Raw genomic sequence first — 18,004 nt, 5'->3', positions numbered from 1 at the left:
CTTTACTGTAATGAAGCGGCTGATTAATTGGAGCTCGCGGATGACGAGGGTGATCGTCGCCGCGACTGTCTTCCTTCTACTTGGATCCGTCCTCCCGCCGCTGTATAAGAATCAGGCCCGTCCGCTGCCGCTCAACCTTAATTTCACGGTCACCACCGAGCCCGCCACCGGGCCCGCGCTGAACATCCTGCGCGCGCTGCACCACGAGAAGCCTGCCGATCCCCACGGCGACCCGGCCTGCGAATCGGAGCAGGCTCCGCTTTATTGTTATATCGAGGACCGGGTGACCACGCTCGAGCGCGTCACCACCACCTCCGCTACTAACGACGACGCCGTGGCCTCCGCAAATTCTTCGCTCAAGGTCGAGGCCGACGGTAAGACCATCGCGGAGTTCAACGAGAGTTCCCTGCTCAACCGCGAATCTGCCTATCCCATCCCAGGATTAAATAGCTCCCAGCAGTTCAACATCACGACGCTGGGCACGGGTGCTTCTTCCATGGACTTCGAGCGCGACGGCATCAGCTACTTCTTCCCTGCCAAGGCAGAACAGCGCAGCTACCCGTACTTCGACCCGATGACGCAGACGGCCGCGCCCATCGACTTCACGGGCACGGAGAAGCGGGAGACCATCCCCACGTACTCCTTCCACCAGGAAATCGACCCGGTTTCAGTGGTGGACTCGCTGAGCTTTGCGCAGCAGGACAACCTAGAGCAGCTGCGCCGCTCGGGCCCTGCGAAGGCGATGTTTAAGCCGGAGTCCCTCGAGCGCTTCGGGCTGAGCCCCACCGAGCATGTCATCCTCGAGCCCTTCTACACCGTCAAGCGCGACGTATGGGTTGAACCCACCACCGGCACCATCCTGGACGTGCACGAGGACATCAAGATCTTCCTCGCCACCGACGCCGACCAAGCCCGCCAGATGGTGGAAGAAAATGACACCGCAGACCGCGCGCTCTTCCAGGCCGACATGTCGTGGTCCGAGGCCACCAAGCAGGAGCGCCTCGATTCGGTACGTACCACGATTGAAAGCGCGAAGATCCTGAGCATCGTGGGGTGGGTCGGCAAGGTTATCGGCGTGGTTTTGCTTGCCTATGCTGCCTCGTTGTACATGCGCCGCCACCGTGACCGCGCATAGCTGGAGCCGCCGCGTCCTTGTCGCGTGGGGTCTCCTGCTCGTCGGCGCAGTGTGCTGGCCTTTCCTGGTGCCGGGCGAGCTGCTGTGGCGTGACATGGCGTTGCTCCACCACCCGGGCCTGACGGCCACGAACTTTGGGCTGGGTACCTTGCCTGCCCGCAACGCACCGCAAGATGGGGTCTTGGCGTTGCTGGGCGGCGATTGGTTCGCGCGTGTTCTGGTGCTGGCCAGCGCCTTGGCCAGTGCGTGGGGGGCAGCAAAGTGGGCGCACACTCCGCTGGCGGCTGCTGCCGCGATGGCGTGTGCGGTGGCCAATCCTTTCGTTCTTGAGCGCCTTCTGCAGGGGCAGTGGTCGCTGGCGGTAGCCGCGTGGCTCGCGCCAGTGCTGGCGTGGGCCTGCCTTAACCGACGCCGCGCCGTCTCCTGGCTCGCGCTCTGGGCCTCCTCGCTGACTCCCACGGGCGGGGTCTTCGGGGTGGTGATTGCGCTGGTCACCGGCCGCTTCCGGATTGCCGCAGGGGGCGTGTTGCTCTGGTTGCCGTGGCTGGTGCCAGCGCTGTCCAACAACTCCGCACCTGGTTCCGCAGCCGCGCAGGTCGCCGCTTTTGCTCCCCGCGCGGAAGGCTTCGTGGGCACCGGGGGCGCACTGCTGGGCTTGGGCGGAATCTGGAGCGCCGACGCCGTGCCTGCCTCCCGCTTCGCGCTCGCGGGCCTAGCCGTCGCGGCCTTGGCGTTCATGGGGTCCCGGCACCTAGAGCATGCTTGTCGGCGCCCCCTTTACCTCCTCGCCGCCCTCGGCCTCGGCCTGGCCTGCGGGACGTGGCTCTTCCCCGGCGCGCTGGGGTGGTTTATCGCGCACGTTCCTGGCGCGGGCCTGCTTCGCGACGCCTCCAAGCTCACCCTTCTCGCCATCCCCCTCTACGTCGCGGGGTTGGGGGCGCTGCCGAATCTGCCTGCCGCGGTAGGGCTCCTCGCCTGCCTCCTGCAAGCCCCCGGCGCCCCGCGCGACCTCGCCGTGCTCGCCCCGCGCTCCGAACAACCCGTGGTGGACCAGCAGCTTGTCGACGCCCTCGACGGCCGCGTCGCCTTCTTCCCCGACCGCCCCTCGCTGGTGAGCCTGCCCGGTGGCGGCGTGGCCGTGGACCCGTATTCCAAGGCGTTAAACAAGCTCGAGTCGGGCGAGCTCATCGTCGATGGCGTGGTAGTGGACCAAGCCCAGCCGGCTTACGTCGCCGCCCACGATGCCTGGCAGCGCCGCGATATGGACGCCCTGGAGGAACTCGGGGTGGGAGCCGTGGTGGTCGATAGCCGCATCGTCGCCGAGACCGCCGCGCCTGCCCCCGCGGTGCCGTGGGCTCTGACCACGCTCTGGCTCCTGCTTGCTAGCGCTGCTTTTCCACTAGCTCGCCAAGCAGCTTCTCGAAAGCCTGGCCAGTCTTCTCCCACGAGTACCTAGCCGCCAGCTGCCGGGCATTCTCGCCCAAACGACGCCGCTCATCTGGGTCTTCCACCAGCTTCTGCACGGCGTGGGCGAACTCGTCCTCGGTATCGACGAGCACGCCGGTCTCCCCGGCGACCACGCTATCGCGCAAGCCAAACGTGTAACCCACCGTGGGAACGCCGTGCTGCGCGGCCTCCATCACTGCCAAACCCCAGCCTTCTTTGCGCGAGGGCATGAGATGGACGTCGGCAAGCGCGAGCAAAGCGTGCTTGTAATCCTCCGTGACCTGGCCGCGGAAGCGCACCCGCTCGGCCACCCCGATGCACGCGGCATACTCGCGCAATTGCGCCTCCCACCAGCCGGAACCGATGACGTCGAGGACCGCGCCCGGCATGCGCGCCACGGTGTCCATGGCATGCTCAATCTGCTTGTGCGGCACCAGCCGCGATAGCGTGACCAGGTGAATTGCGGTCTCGCGCTCCAGCGTCGGCACGTGAGCGGGCAGCGGATCCACACCGTTTTCGATGATGCGCGCGCCCCTGATGCCTAGGTCCTCGAGGTCGTGCTTCGAGGCCCGCGAGACCGTCACGTAGGGGCTATTACGGTAGACCCGCGGCGCCACCTTCGACTCAAGGAACCAGCCCAAGCGCGCCAGCAGGAGGCCTGCAACCGGCCACTGCTCACGGTGGCAATGGTGCGTGAGCAGAACCGTCGGCGCTGGCGAGACCAAGCGCGCGAAGAACGGAATGCCGTTTTGGGTATCGACGATGACGTCCACGCCCTTCAGATCCCCCAACCCCAGCCGGCCAGCGAGGATAGCCAGCCACGCGCGCGGATACACGCTGAACTTCGCTCCCCCGCGGGAGTAGAGCACGCCCGCCCGGCGCTCCCGCTTGGCGGCGTTCATGTGCCGGGCGGTGCGAAAGACCACCTCGTGGCCCTGCGCCGCCAGGTACTCACCCACTCGCTCGAGGTAGCGCTCCGAGCCACCGCCCTGTGGGTGGGTGGAATCGCGCCAGCACAGTAAAAGAATTTTCATGTCGAGCTACTAGCCTAGTGGGTTATGAAACAAACCCGCGCCATGGCCACGCTTGCGCGTTCGTGGCGGCTGCTGCGCTCCTTCCGCTTCGAACAGACCCGGCCTGACATCTTCTACGGCGGCCTGGCCTCCGACACCGCCCTGCTTGTCGACGCCCTCTGCACCGACCTCGGCCTCTCCCTTTCCGGGGCGCGCGTGCTCGATGTGGGCGGCGGGCCAGGCTACTTCGCGGAGGCCTTCGCTGGGCGCGGGGCGCGCTACTTTGGCATTGAGCCCGATGCGGGCGAGATGTCGGCCGCGGGAATCCAGCTGGCCAACGCGGTGCGCGGCGACGGCACGCAGCTGCCCTTTGCCGACTCCACCTTCGACGTCACCTACTCCTCCAACGTGGCCGAGCATATCCCGCATCCATGGGATATGGGAGAAGAGATGCTGCGCGTGACCCGGCCCGGTGGGCTGGTGATCTTGAGCTATACGGTGTGGCTGGGGCCTTTCGGCGGCCACGAGACGGGCCTGTGGGAGCACTACGTGGGCGGCGCCTTCGCCCGCGATCGCTACACCAGCCGCCACGGGCACCCGCCAAAGAACGTCTTTGGCACCTCGCTTTTCGACGTCTCCGCGCGCCAGGGCCTCGACTGGGCCACCGCGCATGACGCTTTGCTCACCTTTCCGCGCTACCACCCCAGCTGGGCGTGGTGGGTAACGCGCGTGCCTGTGCTGCGCGAATTCTTAACTTCGAACCTCGTCATCGTGCTGCGCGCCTAGAGTTCTCTCGCATGCAAAAGAGCCTCCCCGCTTCACCATGATGGTGGGCGGGAAGGCCCTAAGTTTTGGCTTAGGCGTTCTCGACGCGCGACTTCAGTGCGCGGAACTCATCCCAGACCTCGGACGGAACGCGGCCGCCCAGGAAGTTGAGCCACTCGGCGTTGTCTTCCATATCGCCAGCCCAGTCAGCGGCGTTGACGGCCAGCGCCTCGCGGACATCCTCGATGTCGAAGTCCAGGCCCTCGATGTCGATGTCCTCAGCGCGAGCGGTGTTGCCCACGACAGTCTCGACGGCGTCGACCTTGCCTTCGATGCGGTCCACGATCCACTTCAGGACGCGGGAGTTCTCGCCGAAGCCCGGCCACAGGAAGCGGCCGTCTTCGCCGCGGCGGAACCAGTTAACCAGGAAGATGGACGGCATGCGGTCACCGCCCTTGACGCCCATGTCGATCCAGTGCTGCAGGTAGTCACCAGCGTTGTAGCCGATGAACGGCAGCATCGCCATTGGATCGTGGCGCAGTGCGCCAACCTTGCCCTCGGCAGCTGCAGTCTGGCCAGAAGCCAGAAGGGAGCCGATCATGGTGCCGTGATTCCAGCTGAATGCCTGGGTGACCAGCGGAACGGTGTCCGCGCGGCGGCCGCCGAACAAGATGGCGTCGATCTTGACACCCTTCCAGTCGTCGAACTCCGGTGCGGCAGTTGGGCACTGAGAAATCGGGACACAGTAGCGGGAGTTCGGGTGAGCAGCCTTTGTGGTGGATTCAGGGGTCCAGTCGTTGCCGTGCCAGTCGATGAGGTGCGCAGGAGCGTCGCCCATCTCCTCCCACCAGACATCGCCGTCGTCGGTCAGCGCGACGTTGGTGAACAGGGTGTTGCCCGGCTCCATGGTCTTCATGGCGATCGGGTTGGAATCGTAGTTGGTGCCTGGCGCCACGCCGAAGAAGCCGTTCTCCGGGTTCACGGCGTAAAGGCCGTCCTCGCGCAGGTGCAGCCACGCGATGTCGTCACCCACAACTTCCGCAGACCAGCCCGGGATGGTCGGGGTGATCATGGCGAGGTTGGTCTTGCCACAAGCAGACGGGAAAGCCGCCGCAACGTGGTAGTTCTTGCCCTCCGGGTTGGTCAGCTTCAGGATGAGCATGTGCTCAGCCATCCAGCCCTCTTCTTTACCCATAACAGAAGCGATGCGCAGCGCGTAGCACTTCTTGGCCAGGATGGCGTTTCCGCCGTAGCCAGAGCCGTAGGACCAGATTTCCTTGGTCTCTGGGAACTGGGTGATGTACTTGGTGTCGTTGCACGGCCAAGTCACATCCTCCTGGCCCGGCTCCAGTGGAGCACCCACGGAGTGCAGTGCGTGGACGAAATCGCCCTCAGCACCAATCTTCTCCAGCGCCTGTGCGCCCATACGGGTCATGATGCGCATGGACAGGACCACGTACGCGGAGTCAGTGAGCTGGACACCCAGCTTCGGGTCAGGATCGTTGATAGGCCCCATGCAAAAAGGAACCACGTACATGGTGCGGCCCTTCATGGAGCCGCGGAATGCCTCGGTCATCTCTGCTTTCATGGCTGCCGGCGGTGCCCAGTTGTTGGTGGGGCCAGCGCCTTCCTCGGTCTCCGTGCAGATGAAGGTGCGGGACTCAACACGTGCGACGTCAGACGGGTTAGAGCGAGCGAGGTAAGAGTTCGGACGCTTTTCCTCGTTCAGCTTGATGAGGGTGCCCTTTTCCACAAGCTCCGCTGTGAGACGTTCTGCCTCTTCCTGGGAGCCGTCGACGAAGACCACTCGCTCCGGCTGGAATAGTTCGACACTTTCGCTAATCCAAGAAATGAGTTTTTCGTTGCTCGTTGGCAGCTCGCCAACGAGGCCTTTAATGGTGGCGGTCATCTAAGAATCTCCTAGTGGTCCGGTTCGTGAGGTTGTATATCGCCAAGGGCCATGCGCTGCACACAGTCAGAGCACACGTCCCCCATGGGTCATTCACCTCAAGATTAACCCCACGTCGGTGTGAATTACCGCTAAACTTTGGCATTCAAAGCCAATGTGGTTATATCCACACCGTTCACCACACCTTAACCAAGCGTACGCCGGTGTGACATTAAGCATATGTGACTTTTGCCCACCCCAATATGGGGCTGAAATGTCGCGAGTACCGCGTTATTTTGTACGGAAGAACTTACCCCCTCGCAGCTCAACCCGGTTATATCCGGTGCGTAATATGCGTACGAATGCCCCCTGGCCTAGCGGCGCGGCACTTTGTTAGTTACCCAGACACAGGGAACAATAATGGGCAATGAATACTGCAGATAATCCTCAAAACTCCCCAGCTGGCGAGATGCCACACGGCCGCCCGCTGCAGACCGACTTCAACGCTGAATTCGGCAACGATCTTGATTACCCACGCCTCGGCAACGTCACCTTCCGCCGCGGCACCCTCACCGACAACCAGAACGCCCTCTTCGAAGAGCACTGGCCGCGCCTGGGCAAGATGCTCGCCGACGAGCGCATCGACCTCGACGAATGGTTCGGCCGCAGCGGCGCCAAAACCATTGTTGAGATTGGCTCCGGCACCGGCACCTCCACCGCCGCGATGGCGCCGAAAGAACAGGACACCAACATCATCGCCGTTGAGCTCTACAAACCTGGCCTGGCCAAGCTACTGGGTTCCGTTGTGCGCAACGACATCGACAACATCCGCATGATCCGCGGCGACGGCATCGAGGTCATGGTCCGCATGTTCGCACCAGAGTCCCTCGATGGCATCCGCGTCTTCTTCCCGGATCCCTGGCCCAAGGCCCGCCACCACAAGCGGCGCATCATCCAGTCCGGCACGCTCAACCTCTTCGCCTCCCGCCTGAAGAAGGGCGGCGTCCTGCACGTATCCACCGATCACGCCGGTTACGCCGAGTGGATCACAGAGCTTGTCGACGTCGAGCCCAGCCTCGAGTTCAAGGGCTGGCCCTGGCCCGAATGCCCGCAGCTGACCGACCGCCAGCTCATCACCAAGTTCGAGGGCAAAGGCCTCGAAAAAGACCACGTCATCACCGAGTACCTGTGGGAGAAGAAATAATGGCCGGCTCTTATCTGCTTGTTTGGGACGCCCCCAACATGGACATGGGGCTCGGCGCCATTCTGGGCGGCCGCCCCACTGCGGCGCATCGCCCGCGTTTCGACGCCATCGGCCGCTGGCTCGTAGAAATCGCCCTGCAAAACGACGCCCGCCCAGAGGCCGCGGTCTTCACCAACGTCACCCCTGGTGGCGCTGATGTCATCCGCCCCTGGGTCGAGGCCATCCGCAACGTGGGCTTCGCGGTCTTTGCCAAGCCCAAGCTGCACGAGGACGACGACGTCGATCCCGACATGATCGCCTACATTCAGGAAAACCGCGACAACCTCGACAGCGTGATCGTCGCCTCCGCCGACGGCCAGAACTTCCAGTCCCTCCTCGAGGAACTCGCCGCCGAAGGCAAGCCGGTGTGCGTCCTCGGCTTCCACGAGCACGCCTCCTGGGCCGTGACCCACGAAGACATCGAGTTCGTCGACCTCGAGGACATCGAGGGCGTCTTCCGCGAGCCGCTGCCGCGCATCAACCTGGACAATCTGCCCGAAGGCGGCGCCTGGCTGCAGCCATTCCGCCCACTCACCGCCCTGCTCAAACAGCGTTAGGAGAACCATGTTCTATGCTTGGGGCCGTTTTTCCTACGCCCACCGCAAGGTCGTCCCACTCGTCATCGTGGGACTTATCCTGCTGCTCTTCTTCGGCTTCGGCACCCGCCTAGGCGAGCGCATGAGCCAGGAGGGCTGGGAGGACCCGGGTGCGGCGTCGACAAGCGCGGCGAAAATCGAGCAAGAAACGTTCGGCCGTGACAATTCGGGCGACGTCGTCTTGCTCTTTGCTGATCCCGACAAGAACTTCGACGCCGCCAAGGCGCACCTCGCCGAGCTCAAGGCCAACCACCCGCAGGAAATCGAGAGCATCACCAGCTACTTCGATACCAAGAACCCCAACCTGGTCAACCGCGACCACACCACGGCGTTCGCCGCCATCAGCCTCAAGGGCGACGGCGAGCAGACCCTCAAAGACTTCCGCGCCATCGAGGACGACCTCACTGCCACCGACGTCCCCCTCGAAGTAGGCGGCGCCACCGCCGTGGCGGACGCCCTCGACGAAGGCATGGCCAACGACATCTCCCGCGCCGAAAAGGCCGCCCTGCCCCTCGTGGGCTTGCTGCTGCTCTTCGTCTTCGGCTCTGTCGTGGCGGCGTTTATGCCGCTTGTCGTCGGCGGCCTGTCCATCCTCGGTTCCCTGGGCATCCTGTCCGTCCTCGCCGGCTTCCAGCAGGTCAACGTCTTTGCGCAGGCCGTCGTCACGCTCCTCGGCTTGGGCTTGGCCATCGACTACGGCCTGTTCATGGTCTCCCGGTTCCGCGAGGAGCTCGACAAAGGCCGCGATGTCCGCGACGCCGTGGCTACCACCACCGCCACCGCGGGCCAGACCGTGGTCTTCTCCGCGGGTATGGTCGCCGTGGCTCTGTCTGGGTTGTTCCTCTTCCCGCAGGCGTTTCTAAAGTCCGTGGCCTACGGCTCCATCTCTGCGGTCGGCCTCGCGGCGCTGCTTTCGGTGACCGTGCTGCCTTCACTGTTTGGCCTGCTGGGCAAGAACATCGACAAGTTCTCCGTGCGCAAGACCTCTCGCCGTGCGCGCCGCATCGAGGACACCTTCTGGTACAAGCTGCCACGCTGGGCCATGCGCCACGCGAAGCTGATGACCGTATGCATCTGCGCCCTGCTCATCGCGCTCACACTGCCGGTCCTCGGCGTGAAGTTCGGCGGCATCAACGAGACCTACCTGCCGCCCACGCACGAGACCCGCATGGCGCAGGACAAGTTCAACGAGGAGTTCCCCTCCTTCCGCACGGAGCCAGTCAAGCTCGTGGTGACGAATGCGACGAACGCGCAGCTTGTCGACGTCGTCATGCAAGTGCGGCAGCTCGACGGCCTCACCAAGCCCATGGGCCCGACCACGCCGACTAAGGACGGCACCACCGTCCTGGCCGCAGGTATCGAGGACCGCGACGACTACGCCCGCATCGTGCACGAGCTGGAGCAGATTGAGGCGCCGGAGGGCGTTGAGCTCTACGTCGGTGGCACGCCGGCGATGGAGGTGGAGTCTTTGGACGCGCTCTTCCACAAGCTGCCCTGGATGGCGCTGTACGTGATGGTAGCGACGTTCCTGCTGATGTCGCTGGTATTCGGCTCGTTTATCTTGCCGCTTAAGGCCATCTTGATGACGCTACTTTCCCTCGGCGCCACGTTGGGCATCCTCACGCTCATGTTTGTCGACGGCTTCGGTTCCGACGCCCTCAACTTCACCGCAGGTCCGCTCATGAGCCCAATTCTGGTGCTGATTATCGCCATCGTCTTCGGCCTCTCGACGGACTACGAGGTCTTCCTGGTCTCGCGCATGGTCGAGGCCCGGCGCGCGGGGCAGTCCACGGATCATGCCATCGCCAGCGGTACCGCACACACCGGCGGCATCATCACTGCGGCGGCGCTCATCATGATTGTGGTGGCGGGTGCCTTCGGCTTCTCCGACATCGTGATGATGAAGTACATCGCGTTCGGCATGATTTTCGCCTTGGCTTTCGACGCCACCATTGTCCGCATGCTGCTCGTTCCCGCCGTCATGCACCTGCTGCGCGAGGACAACTGGTGGGCCCCGCGCTTCCTCACCCGCCTGACCCACCGCCTGGTCGGCGACTCCCCCGAGCCCGTCGCTGCGCAGCATCCTGCTGTGGCTGCAGCCCCGGCCCCAGCACCCGCGGCCAGCCAGGTACTCGCGGAGGAGGGGGCGTCGCCAAGCACGGCGAACGAAGCCGCCGTACGCGGGGACCGCAGTGCCGATACTGACGAGGAGCTCATCCCCTTCTCCGAGCTGGTCAAGCGCCTCAATTCCACGGATGGTCGATGAAGAAGAACTGGCTGACCTGGATAATCTCCCTGCTGATTCTGGCCGCGCTGGCGTGGTTCTTCCGCGACCAGCTGGACTTCATCTCCGAGGGATTGCGCCGTCTGCGCCACGCCAAACCTTTCCCCGTGGTGCTGGTGGTGTTCTTCGCGCTGCTGTCCATCGCGGGCATGGCGGAGGTAATGAAGCGGCTCATCGGCGCCGGCGGCGTCAAGGTCCCATTGCGTGAAACCTACGCCATTACTCTGGCCTCCAACGCGTGGTCCACTACCCTGCCCGCCGGCCCCGCCTTTTCCGCAGTGCTCACTTTTCAGGTGCAGCGCCGCTGGGGCGCGTCGGTGGCGCTGTGCAGCTACTTCCTGTTCTTGTCCTCGATTGTTAGCTCGATGTTCCTCGCGCTCATTGGGCTCGGCGGGGTGTTTTTCCTCAATGCCGATATGGCCTTGGGATCGCTGATCACCACGGTTGTGCTCATGCTCGCGGCACTCGGCGGCATCTTCTGGCTGACCTCGCACCCGGTGACCCTCGAGGGCTGGCTGCGCAAGCTACGGCCCGGCCCGAAGCGGGACCGCGCGATTCAGGAGGTCCGCAACCTCGGCGAGGTCCACCTTTCGCGCGGCCCCTTTGCTGTGGTTGCTGGTGCGTCTCTGGTGCACCGCCTGGCCGATATGGCCGCGCTATGGGCTTCCGTGTGGGCGGTGACCGGGGAGATTCCGTGGCTGCGCGCGGGTGCTGATGACACCACCCTGGCCGGCGTTGCACTGGCCTTCCTCGCCGCGAAGCTGGCTGGCTCCGCGCAGGTCACCCCGGGTGGTCTGGGCACGGTGGAGGCCGCGCTCATCACCCCTCTGGTGGCGACAGGCCTGACCGTGGTGCACGCCACCTCCGCGGCCATCATCTACCGGCTTATTTCTTTTGCGCTCATCACTATCATTGGATGGGTCATCTACTTCGCTCACTACGCCCGCGATGGCTTTTCTTACGCGGCGTTGAACCGGAAGGAATCCTAAATGCGCGTTGCCCCGCTTATCGACATCCTCGCTCTCGCCTTCTTCGCCATCCTCGCCCGCCTGGCGCATGGTGGCCTGAGCTTTAGCTCCTGGGTTGATGCCTTCTGGCCGTGGACCGTGGGCGCGCTCGTGGGCTGGGTCATCATCATGGCCACGAAGCTAAGCGGCCTGTGGAAGGAGGGCGCCGTGGTGTGGCTGAGCGCCGTCATCGGCGGCATGGCTTTGTGGATGCTGGTCAACGGGCGTCTGCCGCACTGGTCCTTCCTCATCGTGGCCACCGTGATGTCCGCGCTATTCTTCTTTGGCTGGCGCGCCATCGCGGCCTTTGCGTCCCGCTCGCGTGCCTAATTGCTCACGGTAATCCGCAACTTACCCATTGCGCGATCCAGAATATCTTCCGGATCTTCTCCACCGCAGGCATGCGCTACGAGGCAACCAAGTCGCTCTGTTGAAGAACTCGCAGTCTCCACCCTTACACCAGGTTCCGCTGTGCAATAGCCAGCAAGAATTCCTGGCTCCGATAGCGCTTCTTCGACCCCACTAACGGCTGTGATAGTTCCGGGAGGGACTTGGATATAGCGAACAGCGCTACTGTGACCATCGCGCCGTTGAGGAAAGACAAATCCATCGTTAAGAGCGTTTTTTCTACCGTGCTGGCGCAAAGCATCTGCAATGAGAGGATCAAAAATGTTTGCACCATGTACAGAACTGACAAGTAGGTGAATGAAGTCGCCGCCTGGGCGCACATGCCCTTCACCTAGAACCACCCCCTGGCCGTCCACCCACCAGCCCTCGACATGAAAGAGCCCCGCGTTCAGTCCCCATGTGTTTAGGGCAGAAATGACAGATGCGGCTATCTCTTCTTCATGATCGGAGAGAAGGACGCTAGGGTAACGGTGGCCGATTTCCACCACGCCCTCAAGCCTCTTATCAGTGATACCGACTACGACAGGTTCGGAGGCGTAGAAGTATCCCTCCGCTGAAAACTCAGTGCCTTGGACGAATGTTTCGACGAAGCCGTCCGACAGTGTTCGGAGCGCCTTCCTCGCACTCTCGAGATCAGTGTGAACACTCACTCCAGCACTACCTGATCCGCTGCGGGGCTTCACGACCCAAGGACCTGGTATATCTCGCGGTTCCTCTGCCGTCGCCGGTTGTTCGAAACCAGCATCGCGCAAGCATTGACGAGCCTCATCCTTCCGCTTCAATCTAGCTACGTCCTCTGGAGCGTTACCAGAATCGTCGAGAAGAGCGGTCTGATATGTGTAGTCTTCGCGGAAGCATACGTAGCCTTCACAGTCACTGTATCCAGTTGATTCCTTCCGAGCGAGCGCCTCGTCGAGGTTCTTCCCGTCTAATTCGATGAGCTCTACGCCTTGGCGAGCAGCGGCATCTCGAAGCATGCCTAGCTGATGATGACCGTGCGGCATCCGAGGGAATGCGCCGACCAAGCCTATTCGTTGCTTATTCAACGACGACCTCCACTTCCCGAAGTCTCGATTCAAAAGCTTCAATCTCTCTCCGAGACGCCGCGACTACTACAACTTCCGCAAGGATTGAACTCAATGTGTCGGCAGGGGGTTGCGTAATCACATCGCCGACATGCACGTGTTGTTGGGATTCTACGACGATAGGAGCAGTAGGAAGCTGACCCATAGATTTAAGTACTCCCTCTTTATCAGTATGTAGCTTGAATGTTGCCGCCACATAGCCATCACGGGGCACTGCAAATGAAGGTCTTTGCCCCGTTGCAATGCGTACCAAATCACGAGCGAAGGATACACCGGTTACCTGCGGTACCAAGTGGGAGGCAATGTAGTCTCCACCTGGTCGAGCAGCAATCTCGACCAACTTAACTGTTGATGTTCTAGCATCAAAGAAGAATTCCATATGGAACGCACAATTATTGATTCCGAGGGCTTTGATTGTCGCTTGTAGAAGCGGCTTCACCGCATCCTGAATGCCCTCTACGGCCGATGGAAAAACCTGCCCAATTTCCAATCGAAACTTAGCTGTAGTCGTTTTATCTGTCACGCCTATGAGATGAACGTCCCCCTCGTACACATATCCCTCAGCGCTGTGTTCACTTCCGGTCAGTAACTCCTCCACTACCATCGGTCCGCCCCATCGGGACACCGCAGCCGAGACTTCGTCCGCCGTATGGCACAGGGAAAACCCTCGAGATCCAGAAGCATCCACTGGCTTAACCACACACGGGACCGTGATTCCTGCACCCTCCATTACCGATTGTGCATTATCCCCCGGCTCAATAAACGAAAAGGAAGGAACCATATGCGGTGCGATACTTTGCACGGCCTTTCGCATCTCAAATTTGTTCCGTGCCTTCAGAGCAGCGGCCTGCGATGGTGCAGGAAGGCCGAGTTTATCGGCAAGCAAGGACACCGTCTCTACATCACGGTCGCTGAAAGTGACAACTCCACGGATGTCGTAGCGGGATGACAATTCATCCACTGTTGCAGTGACAGCATCTTGGTCATTGGTATCGAGCTGCACTGTCTCTACGATGCCGGCAGGTCGAACTTCCTTGTCAGTGAGAAGCACCGCACCATCAGATGCTTCGAACGCTGGTGTCCATTCCGCTGCAGTCCTCCGGTGGTTGAGATAGAGAACTACATCGTTGGCCATCTTGAAACGAACCTGCGATGCACGGCGAACTGCGTCCGCATGCGTATCAGCTTCCACGAAACCTACTCTGTCCCACGAACATGCTAGTTCGGAGACCCAGGTATTCGGTTCAACTGTGATAACGCCATGTCCCGTTGGATCTTCAATGCTCCGTACCAAACCCCGCGGCGCATGAATGAAGCGAATAGCTGCTGAAGAACTAGGTTGTTGTGGCACTGAAACCGCATATTGGCACATAGCACGTGCCCACTGCTCATAGAGATTTACTCCCCACGCCCGACCAATGAGAAGCATGATTCGGTCGCCTGGTGGGCGGCCTGCGCATTCGATGGGTGTGGTGCCCTTGAATTCGGCATGCAGTAGAGCGGTCTGCACCCCCAATTTCGACACCAAGTCCCGCATGGCCTCCTCCACCCCAGGATTGTGCTGTCCTACTTCGTGTCCTAATTCCACGGCACCGCTAGTCTCTTTGCTCGTAATGTTCAGAAACACCACATCACCATCGACTACGAGGCATTCGGCCGACGTCTCATCTCCCTCTATCAAGCTCTCGCAAATGTAGCGAGTATCCCATGGTCGGCCCGCTTCCTGGCGAGGTTCGCGTGCGGTCGACGTATGAGTCCACGCCGACGAAATTTCTTCTGATGAACGAATGATTGAGACACCAAGTGAGGCTTGACGGTTCGCTGGCTTAATCACACAGGGAGGCTCGAAGATGTCGCTTTCGCTCTTAACCTCAGTCCATTGAACTCCGCCCACACAGCGGCGGAACGCAATTTTATCTCGTAAGGGAGCATCTTCCCCTGCATGCGGCAGGCCGACGGCGCGAGCTGCAGCATTGGCAGCACCTACGGCATACTCCAAGCCCGGCACGATGCCATCGATATGCGTATCCTTTAAAAGCTCACGGATGCATTCAACAGCTGCATCAGAGTTGTTCTGATACTCGCACCACTCCCACCGCGAAAGAACAGATCGAATTCGAGGATCAGCAGATCGCTTTTCGAGTCCCTTCTTTTCATACAGTGAACGCTCCTCCACCACGATGACGCAGAATTCTGTGTCTGCCTCGGCAAGAGCGCAAAGTGCCTCGTGATTATAGCCAAACATCGCTAGCGTCAGCGTTCGAGGAGAACTGCCGGAACCATCTGCAAAGCGTTCGTTCAATTTCATATTCATCGCCTTTTTCATTGATCTGTTTGTTGGTTTGTCAGTTTCAGTGTCAATAGCCGCGCTCTCAATGCTTAGCCGAGGATGGACCCTTGTCGCATTGTTTAGCGTCATGTTCTCCACTCATTAAGCGCACAACAAAGCAGCAGACAATAAGCACGGCAGCAGACAACGCGATCCATTGAGGAGCAACGATGACACCAAGCCCAAGACCGATTCCTTCTCCAGTGGCAACCACTAACTGTCGCGCCTGAACCGCTTCTAAAGAACCCGTCATTGGTAACGAAAGAAGCGCTGCATCCACTAGCGGAATAAAAAGAGTCTCCGCGAAAGAAAAAATGATGATCCCAAGAAATGGATTAATTTTCACCGCGACCAGGGCAATTACAAAAACTAAAGGAGAAACCAGCACCAACGTCTGATTCGATAGTCCGCTATCTCGTGCTTTCTTAATCAATCGCGTACCCAGAGGCTGAAGCAGTACCACCGAAAGGGCATTTACCGCAAATACCGCTCCTCGGATGACCGGCGACGTGTAATGCGCACTGACTGCTACCGCTATGGAAGAAAAGAGCTGACTATAAAGCATGTACCCAACCACCACGCCGAGAACAACCCAACGCACAGGTGCCTTGCCTAGGGGCTGAATTACCCTACGAGCAAAGGAACCCCGGACGTCAGCTTTCCGAGGTCTTAGCTTGTATGACAACGTCAACGCCGGTACAACTGCAGCGGCCAAGTAGCACGCAGCGGTATAAAAAAAGATCACATTCGACGCCGCTGAGAACAAGACATTGCCGATGACTGGCCCGACCGCTGCCGAGACGTTCACCGCAATATTGATCGATCCAAAAATCTCTAACTTAGTCGTCTCAGATGCTTCAGATTCAACAAGGTAGTGCCGAATACTCGATCCATTCATGTTTATTCCTGCTCCAGCCAAGAGCAAGGCAACGACGAGTATCGCCACATTAGGCTGCAATCCGATAACAAAGAAAGAAACTGACGCGGCAACTAGACCAATCTGCATGGCCGCAGCGAAGGGGAGCAACCGTAGGAGTCTCCCCATCACCAAGGTTGATGCTCTTACCGAAATGCCAAAGGCAGCCATCGCACAACCAGCGATGAACGGAGAAACCTTATCGGGAAGCCAGAGCGCCAGAATCGGCATCACAGCGAAGTAGCCGAGATGCGACAGAAAATAGTCAAACACAAAACTATATCGAGCCAGCCGCGTCACACGTGCGTCAACAACCATTTGCTATCCGATCGCCCAAGGATTCAGGAAAACGACAACTTTCAGCCGAAAACTCAGTCACAGATGATTGTTCCAACAGTGCACTGAGGTATTCCCCCATTCGGCGCGAAGCCGTGACACAATTCATGAGGTCCTCATCGGTATAGCGCTCTCCGGATTGTCGCATTGCTCTAATATCACCGAAACCAAGAAGCTGTTCTCCTCCATGGCTCAGAGAATAGGGGGCTCGAATCGCATGCCCTACGGAGTATCGAATGTGTCCAGTATGGTGAAAGTCCAGGTTAGACGAAATATCTGGCAGAGTAGCTGGGTGATACCTCATTGGACACATTTCCGCCGGCGAAGTGTTTCCCCAAGGCTGAAGATGCCACGAGTTGTATCGCATTCGAGACGAAATTGCGTGTAGCTCGTCCTCAGCATGCCGATCCCCGCCTAGTACCCAACAGTAATGTGAGTACATGTCAAAGCGGGAAAGCTCTTCAATCGTCCCCTCATCAAGAGCCTTCCTTAGCGCCCCGATCTCCCGAAATCCCCTGGTCATAACAACGTCGCTTCGCGTCTGAAACTTTATCTGTTCAATAGTTTCAGAGGCCAGCTCGACAAAACCTGCGAGCGTGTACTCTCGGTCCTCGCAGAGCTTCGAGGGGTTCGTGTCTCCCTCGGCAGAGTTAGTAATGTCCACTTCCGATACAATCTTGCGACGGGTAACGCCCTCGATCCGTCGACACTTCTCATTTTCTAAACCTTGCGGAAGCCGACGCTTCGTTACACTCCCAAGATCTTGACCGTTGAGAGTTTCGAGCGAATTCGGACCGCCAGCTTTCAAGAGCTCACAGGCCCAGAAAAAATACAGGACTCGTGCAGTAACCGGGCCTAGGACCTCCTCTTCAGTAAAGTCTAAAACATGAGCTGAGCAGTCTTGCTGACTCGGCAGAGACCTAGGCTCCCTGAAATTCTGAACAGCTTCGCCATTCCAATAGCAACAAACCGGAGGAATTTCCCGGAGCGCTTGATTCACACTTCGAACCCTTCGGGCGAGCTCTCCTCGTTGATGATATTCCTTGATCACAAGCGATACGCGACGACTAATGGAAATCGAACTGCTCTGACAGCTCTCTAATTCACGTTCAACCGCTTGGGACAGGTCAGGGCAAAATACAGTTCGATAACCGATTTCATCCTCACGGAGGCAATCTACCTTCTCCTCAGTTGGGAAAACCTCTAGCTTGATCTTTCCATGCACAAGAAGGGAGATTCGTAGCGCGACCTGATCGTCTTTTTCACCACAAGGGTTCCAATCAGAATCGCGAAGCAATCGTCGTAAGACTTTCTCACGCGGGGAAAGACTGATCAACGCCTCACTTCCGGTCAAACGTCCATCAAACGAAAGCAATTTGTCTATCCAGCGAGAAACCTCGATTCCTTCCCCTACTTGACGTTCCATTGCAGACCAGAGTGAATGAAACTTCGACTCAACGTCCAAACAGTTCGGCTCTGATGCGCCGGCTTGCACGCCTTTTCGGCTTGGAAGCCGGCTAAAATTCGTTTTCACGTTGCTCTACCTTTTTCCA

The 18,004-nt window shown here is 60.0% G+C and carries 14 protein-coding genes; 8 read left to right on the top strand and 6 right to left on the bottom strand.

Annotated elements, in window-relative coordinates:
• Positions 1-40 precede the first annotated feature (40 nt).
• Positions 41-1,135 carry a PorA family protein gene (locus tag HMPREF3148_RS11800; protein WP_236081448.1) on the top strand — a complete coding sequence of 365 codons (1,095 nt, stop codon included), beginning with the start codon at positions 41-43 and terminating at the stop codon, positions 1,133-1,135.
• Positions 1,122-2,591, top strand: coding sequence for an MmpA family trehalose lipid delivery protein (locus HMPREF3148_RS11795; protein WP_100622351.1), 1,470 nt, complete (start codon positions 1,122-1,124; stop codon positions 2,589-2,591). The genes HMPREF3148_RS11800 and HMPREF3148_RS11795 overlap by 14 nt, the downstream gene beginning before the upstream one ends.
• Here the strand turns inward: HMPREF3148_RS11795 and HMPREF3148_RS11790 are convergent.
• A complete protein-coding gene (locus HMPREF3148_RS11790) occupies positions 2,518-3,615 on the bottom strand; it encodes a glycosyltransferase family 4 protein (protein ID WP_049151358.1) in 1,098 nt (365 codons plus the stop codon). The two genes, HMPREF3148_RS11795 and HMPREF3148_RS11790, sit on opposite strands and share 74 nt — an antisense overlap.
• A gap of 24 nt (positions 3,616-3,639) precedes the next feature.
• On the opposite strand from HMPREF3148_RS11790, the gene HMPREF3148_RS11785 reads away from it, so the two are divergent.
• The gene (locus HMPREF3148_RS11785) at positions 3,640-4,380 is read left to right on the top strand and encodes a class I SAM-dependent methyltransferase (RefSeq protein ID WP_049062263.1); all 741 of its coding nucleotides are present in this window, start codon (positions 3,640-3,642) and stop codon (positions 4,378-4,380) included.
• A gap of 70 nt (positions 4,381-4,450) precedes the next feature.
• On the opposite strand, the gene HMPREF3148_RS11780 is transcribed toward HMPREF3148_RS11785, so the two are convergent.
• Positions 4,451-6,268, bottom strand: a complete 1,818-nt coding sequence (locus tag HMPREF3148_RS11780) for a phosphoenolpyruvate carboxykinase (GTP) (protein ID WP_049151357.1) — start codon at positions 6,266-6,268, stop codon at positions 4,451-4,453.
• Between the two features lie 406 nt (positions 6,269-6,674).
• On the opposite strand from HMPREF3148_RS11780, the gene trmB reads away from it, so the two are divergent.
• Genes trmB through HMPREF3148_RS11755 form a run of 5 tightly spaced genes read left to right on the top strand, consistent with a single transcriptional unit; the run spans position 6,675 to position 11,707 of the window.
• Positions 6,675-7,451, top strand: coding sequence for a tRNA (guanosine(46)-N7)-methyltransferase TrmB (trmB, locus tag HMPREF3148_RS11775; protein WP_049151356.1), 777 nt, complete (start codon positions 6,675-6,677; stop codon positions 7,449-7,451).
• Positions 7,451-8,047: an NYN domain-containing protein gene (locus HMPREF3148_RS11770; protein ID WP_005529510.1), complete on the top strand. Its 597-nt coding sequence runs from the start codon at positions 7,451-7,453 to the stop codon at positions 8,045-8,047. Before trmB ends, HMPREF3148_RS11770 begins: the two co-directional genes overlap by 1 nt.
• Before the next feature lie 7 nt (positions 8,048-8,054).
• Positions 8,055-10,352 carry an MMPL family transporter gene (locus HMPREF3148_RS11765; RefSeq protein ID WP_070509198.1) on the top strand — a complete coding sequence of 766 codons (2,298 nt, stop codon included), beginning with the start codon at positions 8,055-8,057 and terminating at the stop codon, positions 10,350-10,352.
• Complete coding sequence (locus HMPREF3148_RS11760; RefSeq protein ID WP_049151354.1) at positions 10,349-11,359, top strand: lysylphosphatidylglycerol synthase transmembrane domain-containing protein; 1,011 nt, start codon at positions 10,349-10,351, stop codon at positions 11,357-11,359. The genes HMPREF3148_RS11765 and HMPREF3148_RS11760 overlap by 4 nt, the downstream gene beginning before the upstream one ends.
• Positions 11,360-11,707: a DUF3054 domain-containing protein gene (locus HMPREF3148_RS11755; RefSeq protein WP_005529505.1), complete on the top strand. Its 348-nt coding sequence runs from the start codon at positions 11,360-11,362 to the stop codon at positions 11,705-11,707.
• Here HMPREF3148_RS11755 and HMPREF3148_RS11750 read toward each other — a convergent pair.
• The 4 genes from HMPREF3148_RS11750 to HMPREF3148_RS11735 all read right to left on the bottom strand — a co-directional run bounded on the left by HMPREF3148_RS11750 (position 11,704) and on the right by HMPREF3148_RS11735 (position 17,985).
• A complete protein-coding gene (locus tag HMPREF3148_RS11750; RefSeq protein WP_205701325.1) occupies positions 11,704-12,762 on the bottom strand; it encodes an ATP-grasp domain-containing protein in 1,059 nt (352 codons plus the stop codon). The two genes, HMPREF3148_RS11755 and HMPREF3148_RS11750, sit on opposite strands and share 4 nt — an antisense overlap.
• A 61-nt stretch (positions 12,763-12,823) precedes the next feature.
• Positions 12,824-15,178 carry an ATP-grasp domain-containing protein gene (locus HMPREF3148_RS13385; protein ID WP_049151352.1) on the bottom strand — a complete coding sequence of 785 codons (2,355 nt, stop codon included), beginning with the start codon at positions 15,176-15,178 and terminating at the stop codon, positions 12,824-12,826.
• Between the two features lie 64 nt (positions 15,179-15,242).
• Positions 15,243-16,433: an MFS transporter gene (locus tag HMPREF3148_RS11740; protein ID WP_049151351.1), complete on the bottom strand. Its 1,191-nt coding sequence runs from the start codon at positions 16,431-16,433 to the stop codon at positions 15,243-15,245.
• Complete coding sequence (locus HMPREF3148_RS11735; RefSeq protein ID WP_141741095.1) at positions 16,423-17,985, bottom strand: hypothetical protein; 1,563 nt, start codon at positions 17,983-17,985, stop codon at positions 16,423-16,425. Before HMPREF3148_RS11735 ends, HMPREF3148_RS11740 begins: the two co-directional genes overlap by 11 nt.
• Positions 17,986-18,004 lie beyond the last annotated feature (19 nt).

Origin of the sequence: Corynebacterium sp. HMSC05D08, assembly GCF_001807215.1 — a bacterium.
Taxonomy (GTDB): Bacteria; Actinomycetota; Actinomycetes; order Mycobacteriales; family Mycobacteriaceae; genus Corynebacterium; species Corynebacterium striatum.
The sequence above is the reverse complement of the archived record's forward strand: the minus strand, read 5'-3'. Positions and strand labels throughout refer to the sequence as shown.

Bases quoted from the DNA above. Each gene is read 5' to 3' on its own strand.
- HMPREF3148_RS11750 (WP_205701325.1), bottom strand. From the start codon at position 12,762: ATGCTTCGAGATGCCGCTGCTCGCCAAGGCGTAGAGCTCATCGAATTA.
- HMPREF3148_RS11780 (WP_049151357.1), bottom strand. From the start codon at position 6,268: ATGACCGCCACCATTAAAGGCCTCGTTGGCGAGCTGCCAACGAGCAAC.
- HMPREF3148_RS11740 (WP_049151351.1), bottom strand. From the start codon at position 16,433: ATGGTTGTTGACGCACGTGTGACGCGGCTGGCTCGATATAGTTTTGTG.
- HMPREF3148_RS11770 (WP_005529510.1), top strand. From the start codon at position 7,451: ATGGCCGGCTCTTATCTGCTTGTTTGGGACGCCCCCAACATGGACATG.
- HMPREF3148_RS11760 (WP_049151354.1), top strand. From the start codon at position 10,349: ATGAAGAAGAACTGGCTGACCTGGATAATCTCCCTGCTGATTCTGGCC.
- HMPREF3148_RS11785 (WP_049062263.1), top strand. From the start codon at position 3,640: ATGAAACAAACCCGCGCCATGGCCACGCTTGCGCGTTCGTGGCGGCTG.
- HMPREF3148_RS13385 (WP_049151352.1), bottom strand. From the start codon at position 15,178: ATGAAATTGAACGAACGCTTTGCAGATGGTTCCGGCAGTTCTCCTCGA.
- trmB (WP_049151356.1), top strand. From the start codon at position 6,675: ATGAATACTGCAGATAATCCTCAAAACTCCCCAGCTGGCGAGATGCCA.
- HMPREF3148_RS11755 (WP_005529505.1), top strand. From the start codon at position 11,360: ATGCGCGTTGCCCCGCTTATCGACATCCTCGCTCTCGCCTTCTTCGCC.
- HMPREF3148_RS11800 (WP_236081448.1), top strand. From the start codon at position 41: ATGACGAGGGTGATCGTCGCCGCGACTGTCTTCCTTCTACTTGGATCC.
- HMPREF3148_RS11790 (WP_049151358.1), bottom strand. From the start codon at position 3,615: ATGAAAATTCTTTTACTGTGCTGGCGCGATTCCACCCACCCACAGGGC.
- HMPREF3148_RS11765 (WP_070509198.1), top strand. From the start codon at position 8,055: ATGTTCTATGCTTGGGGCCGTTTTTCCTACGCCCACCGCAAGGTCGTC.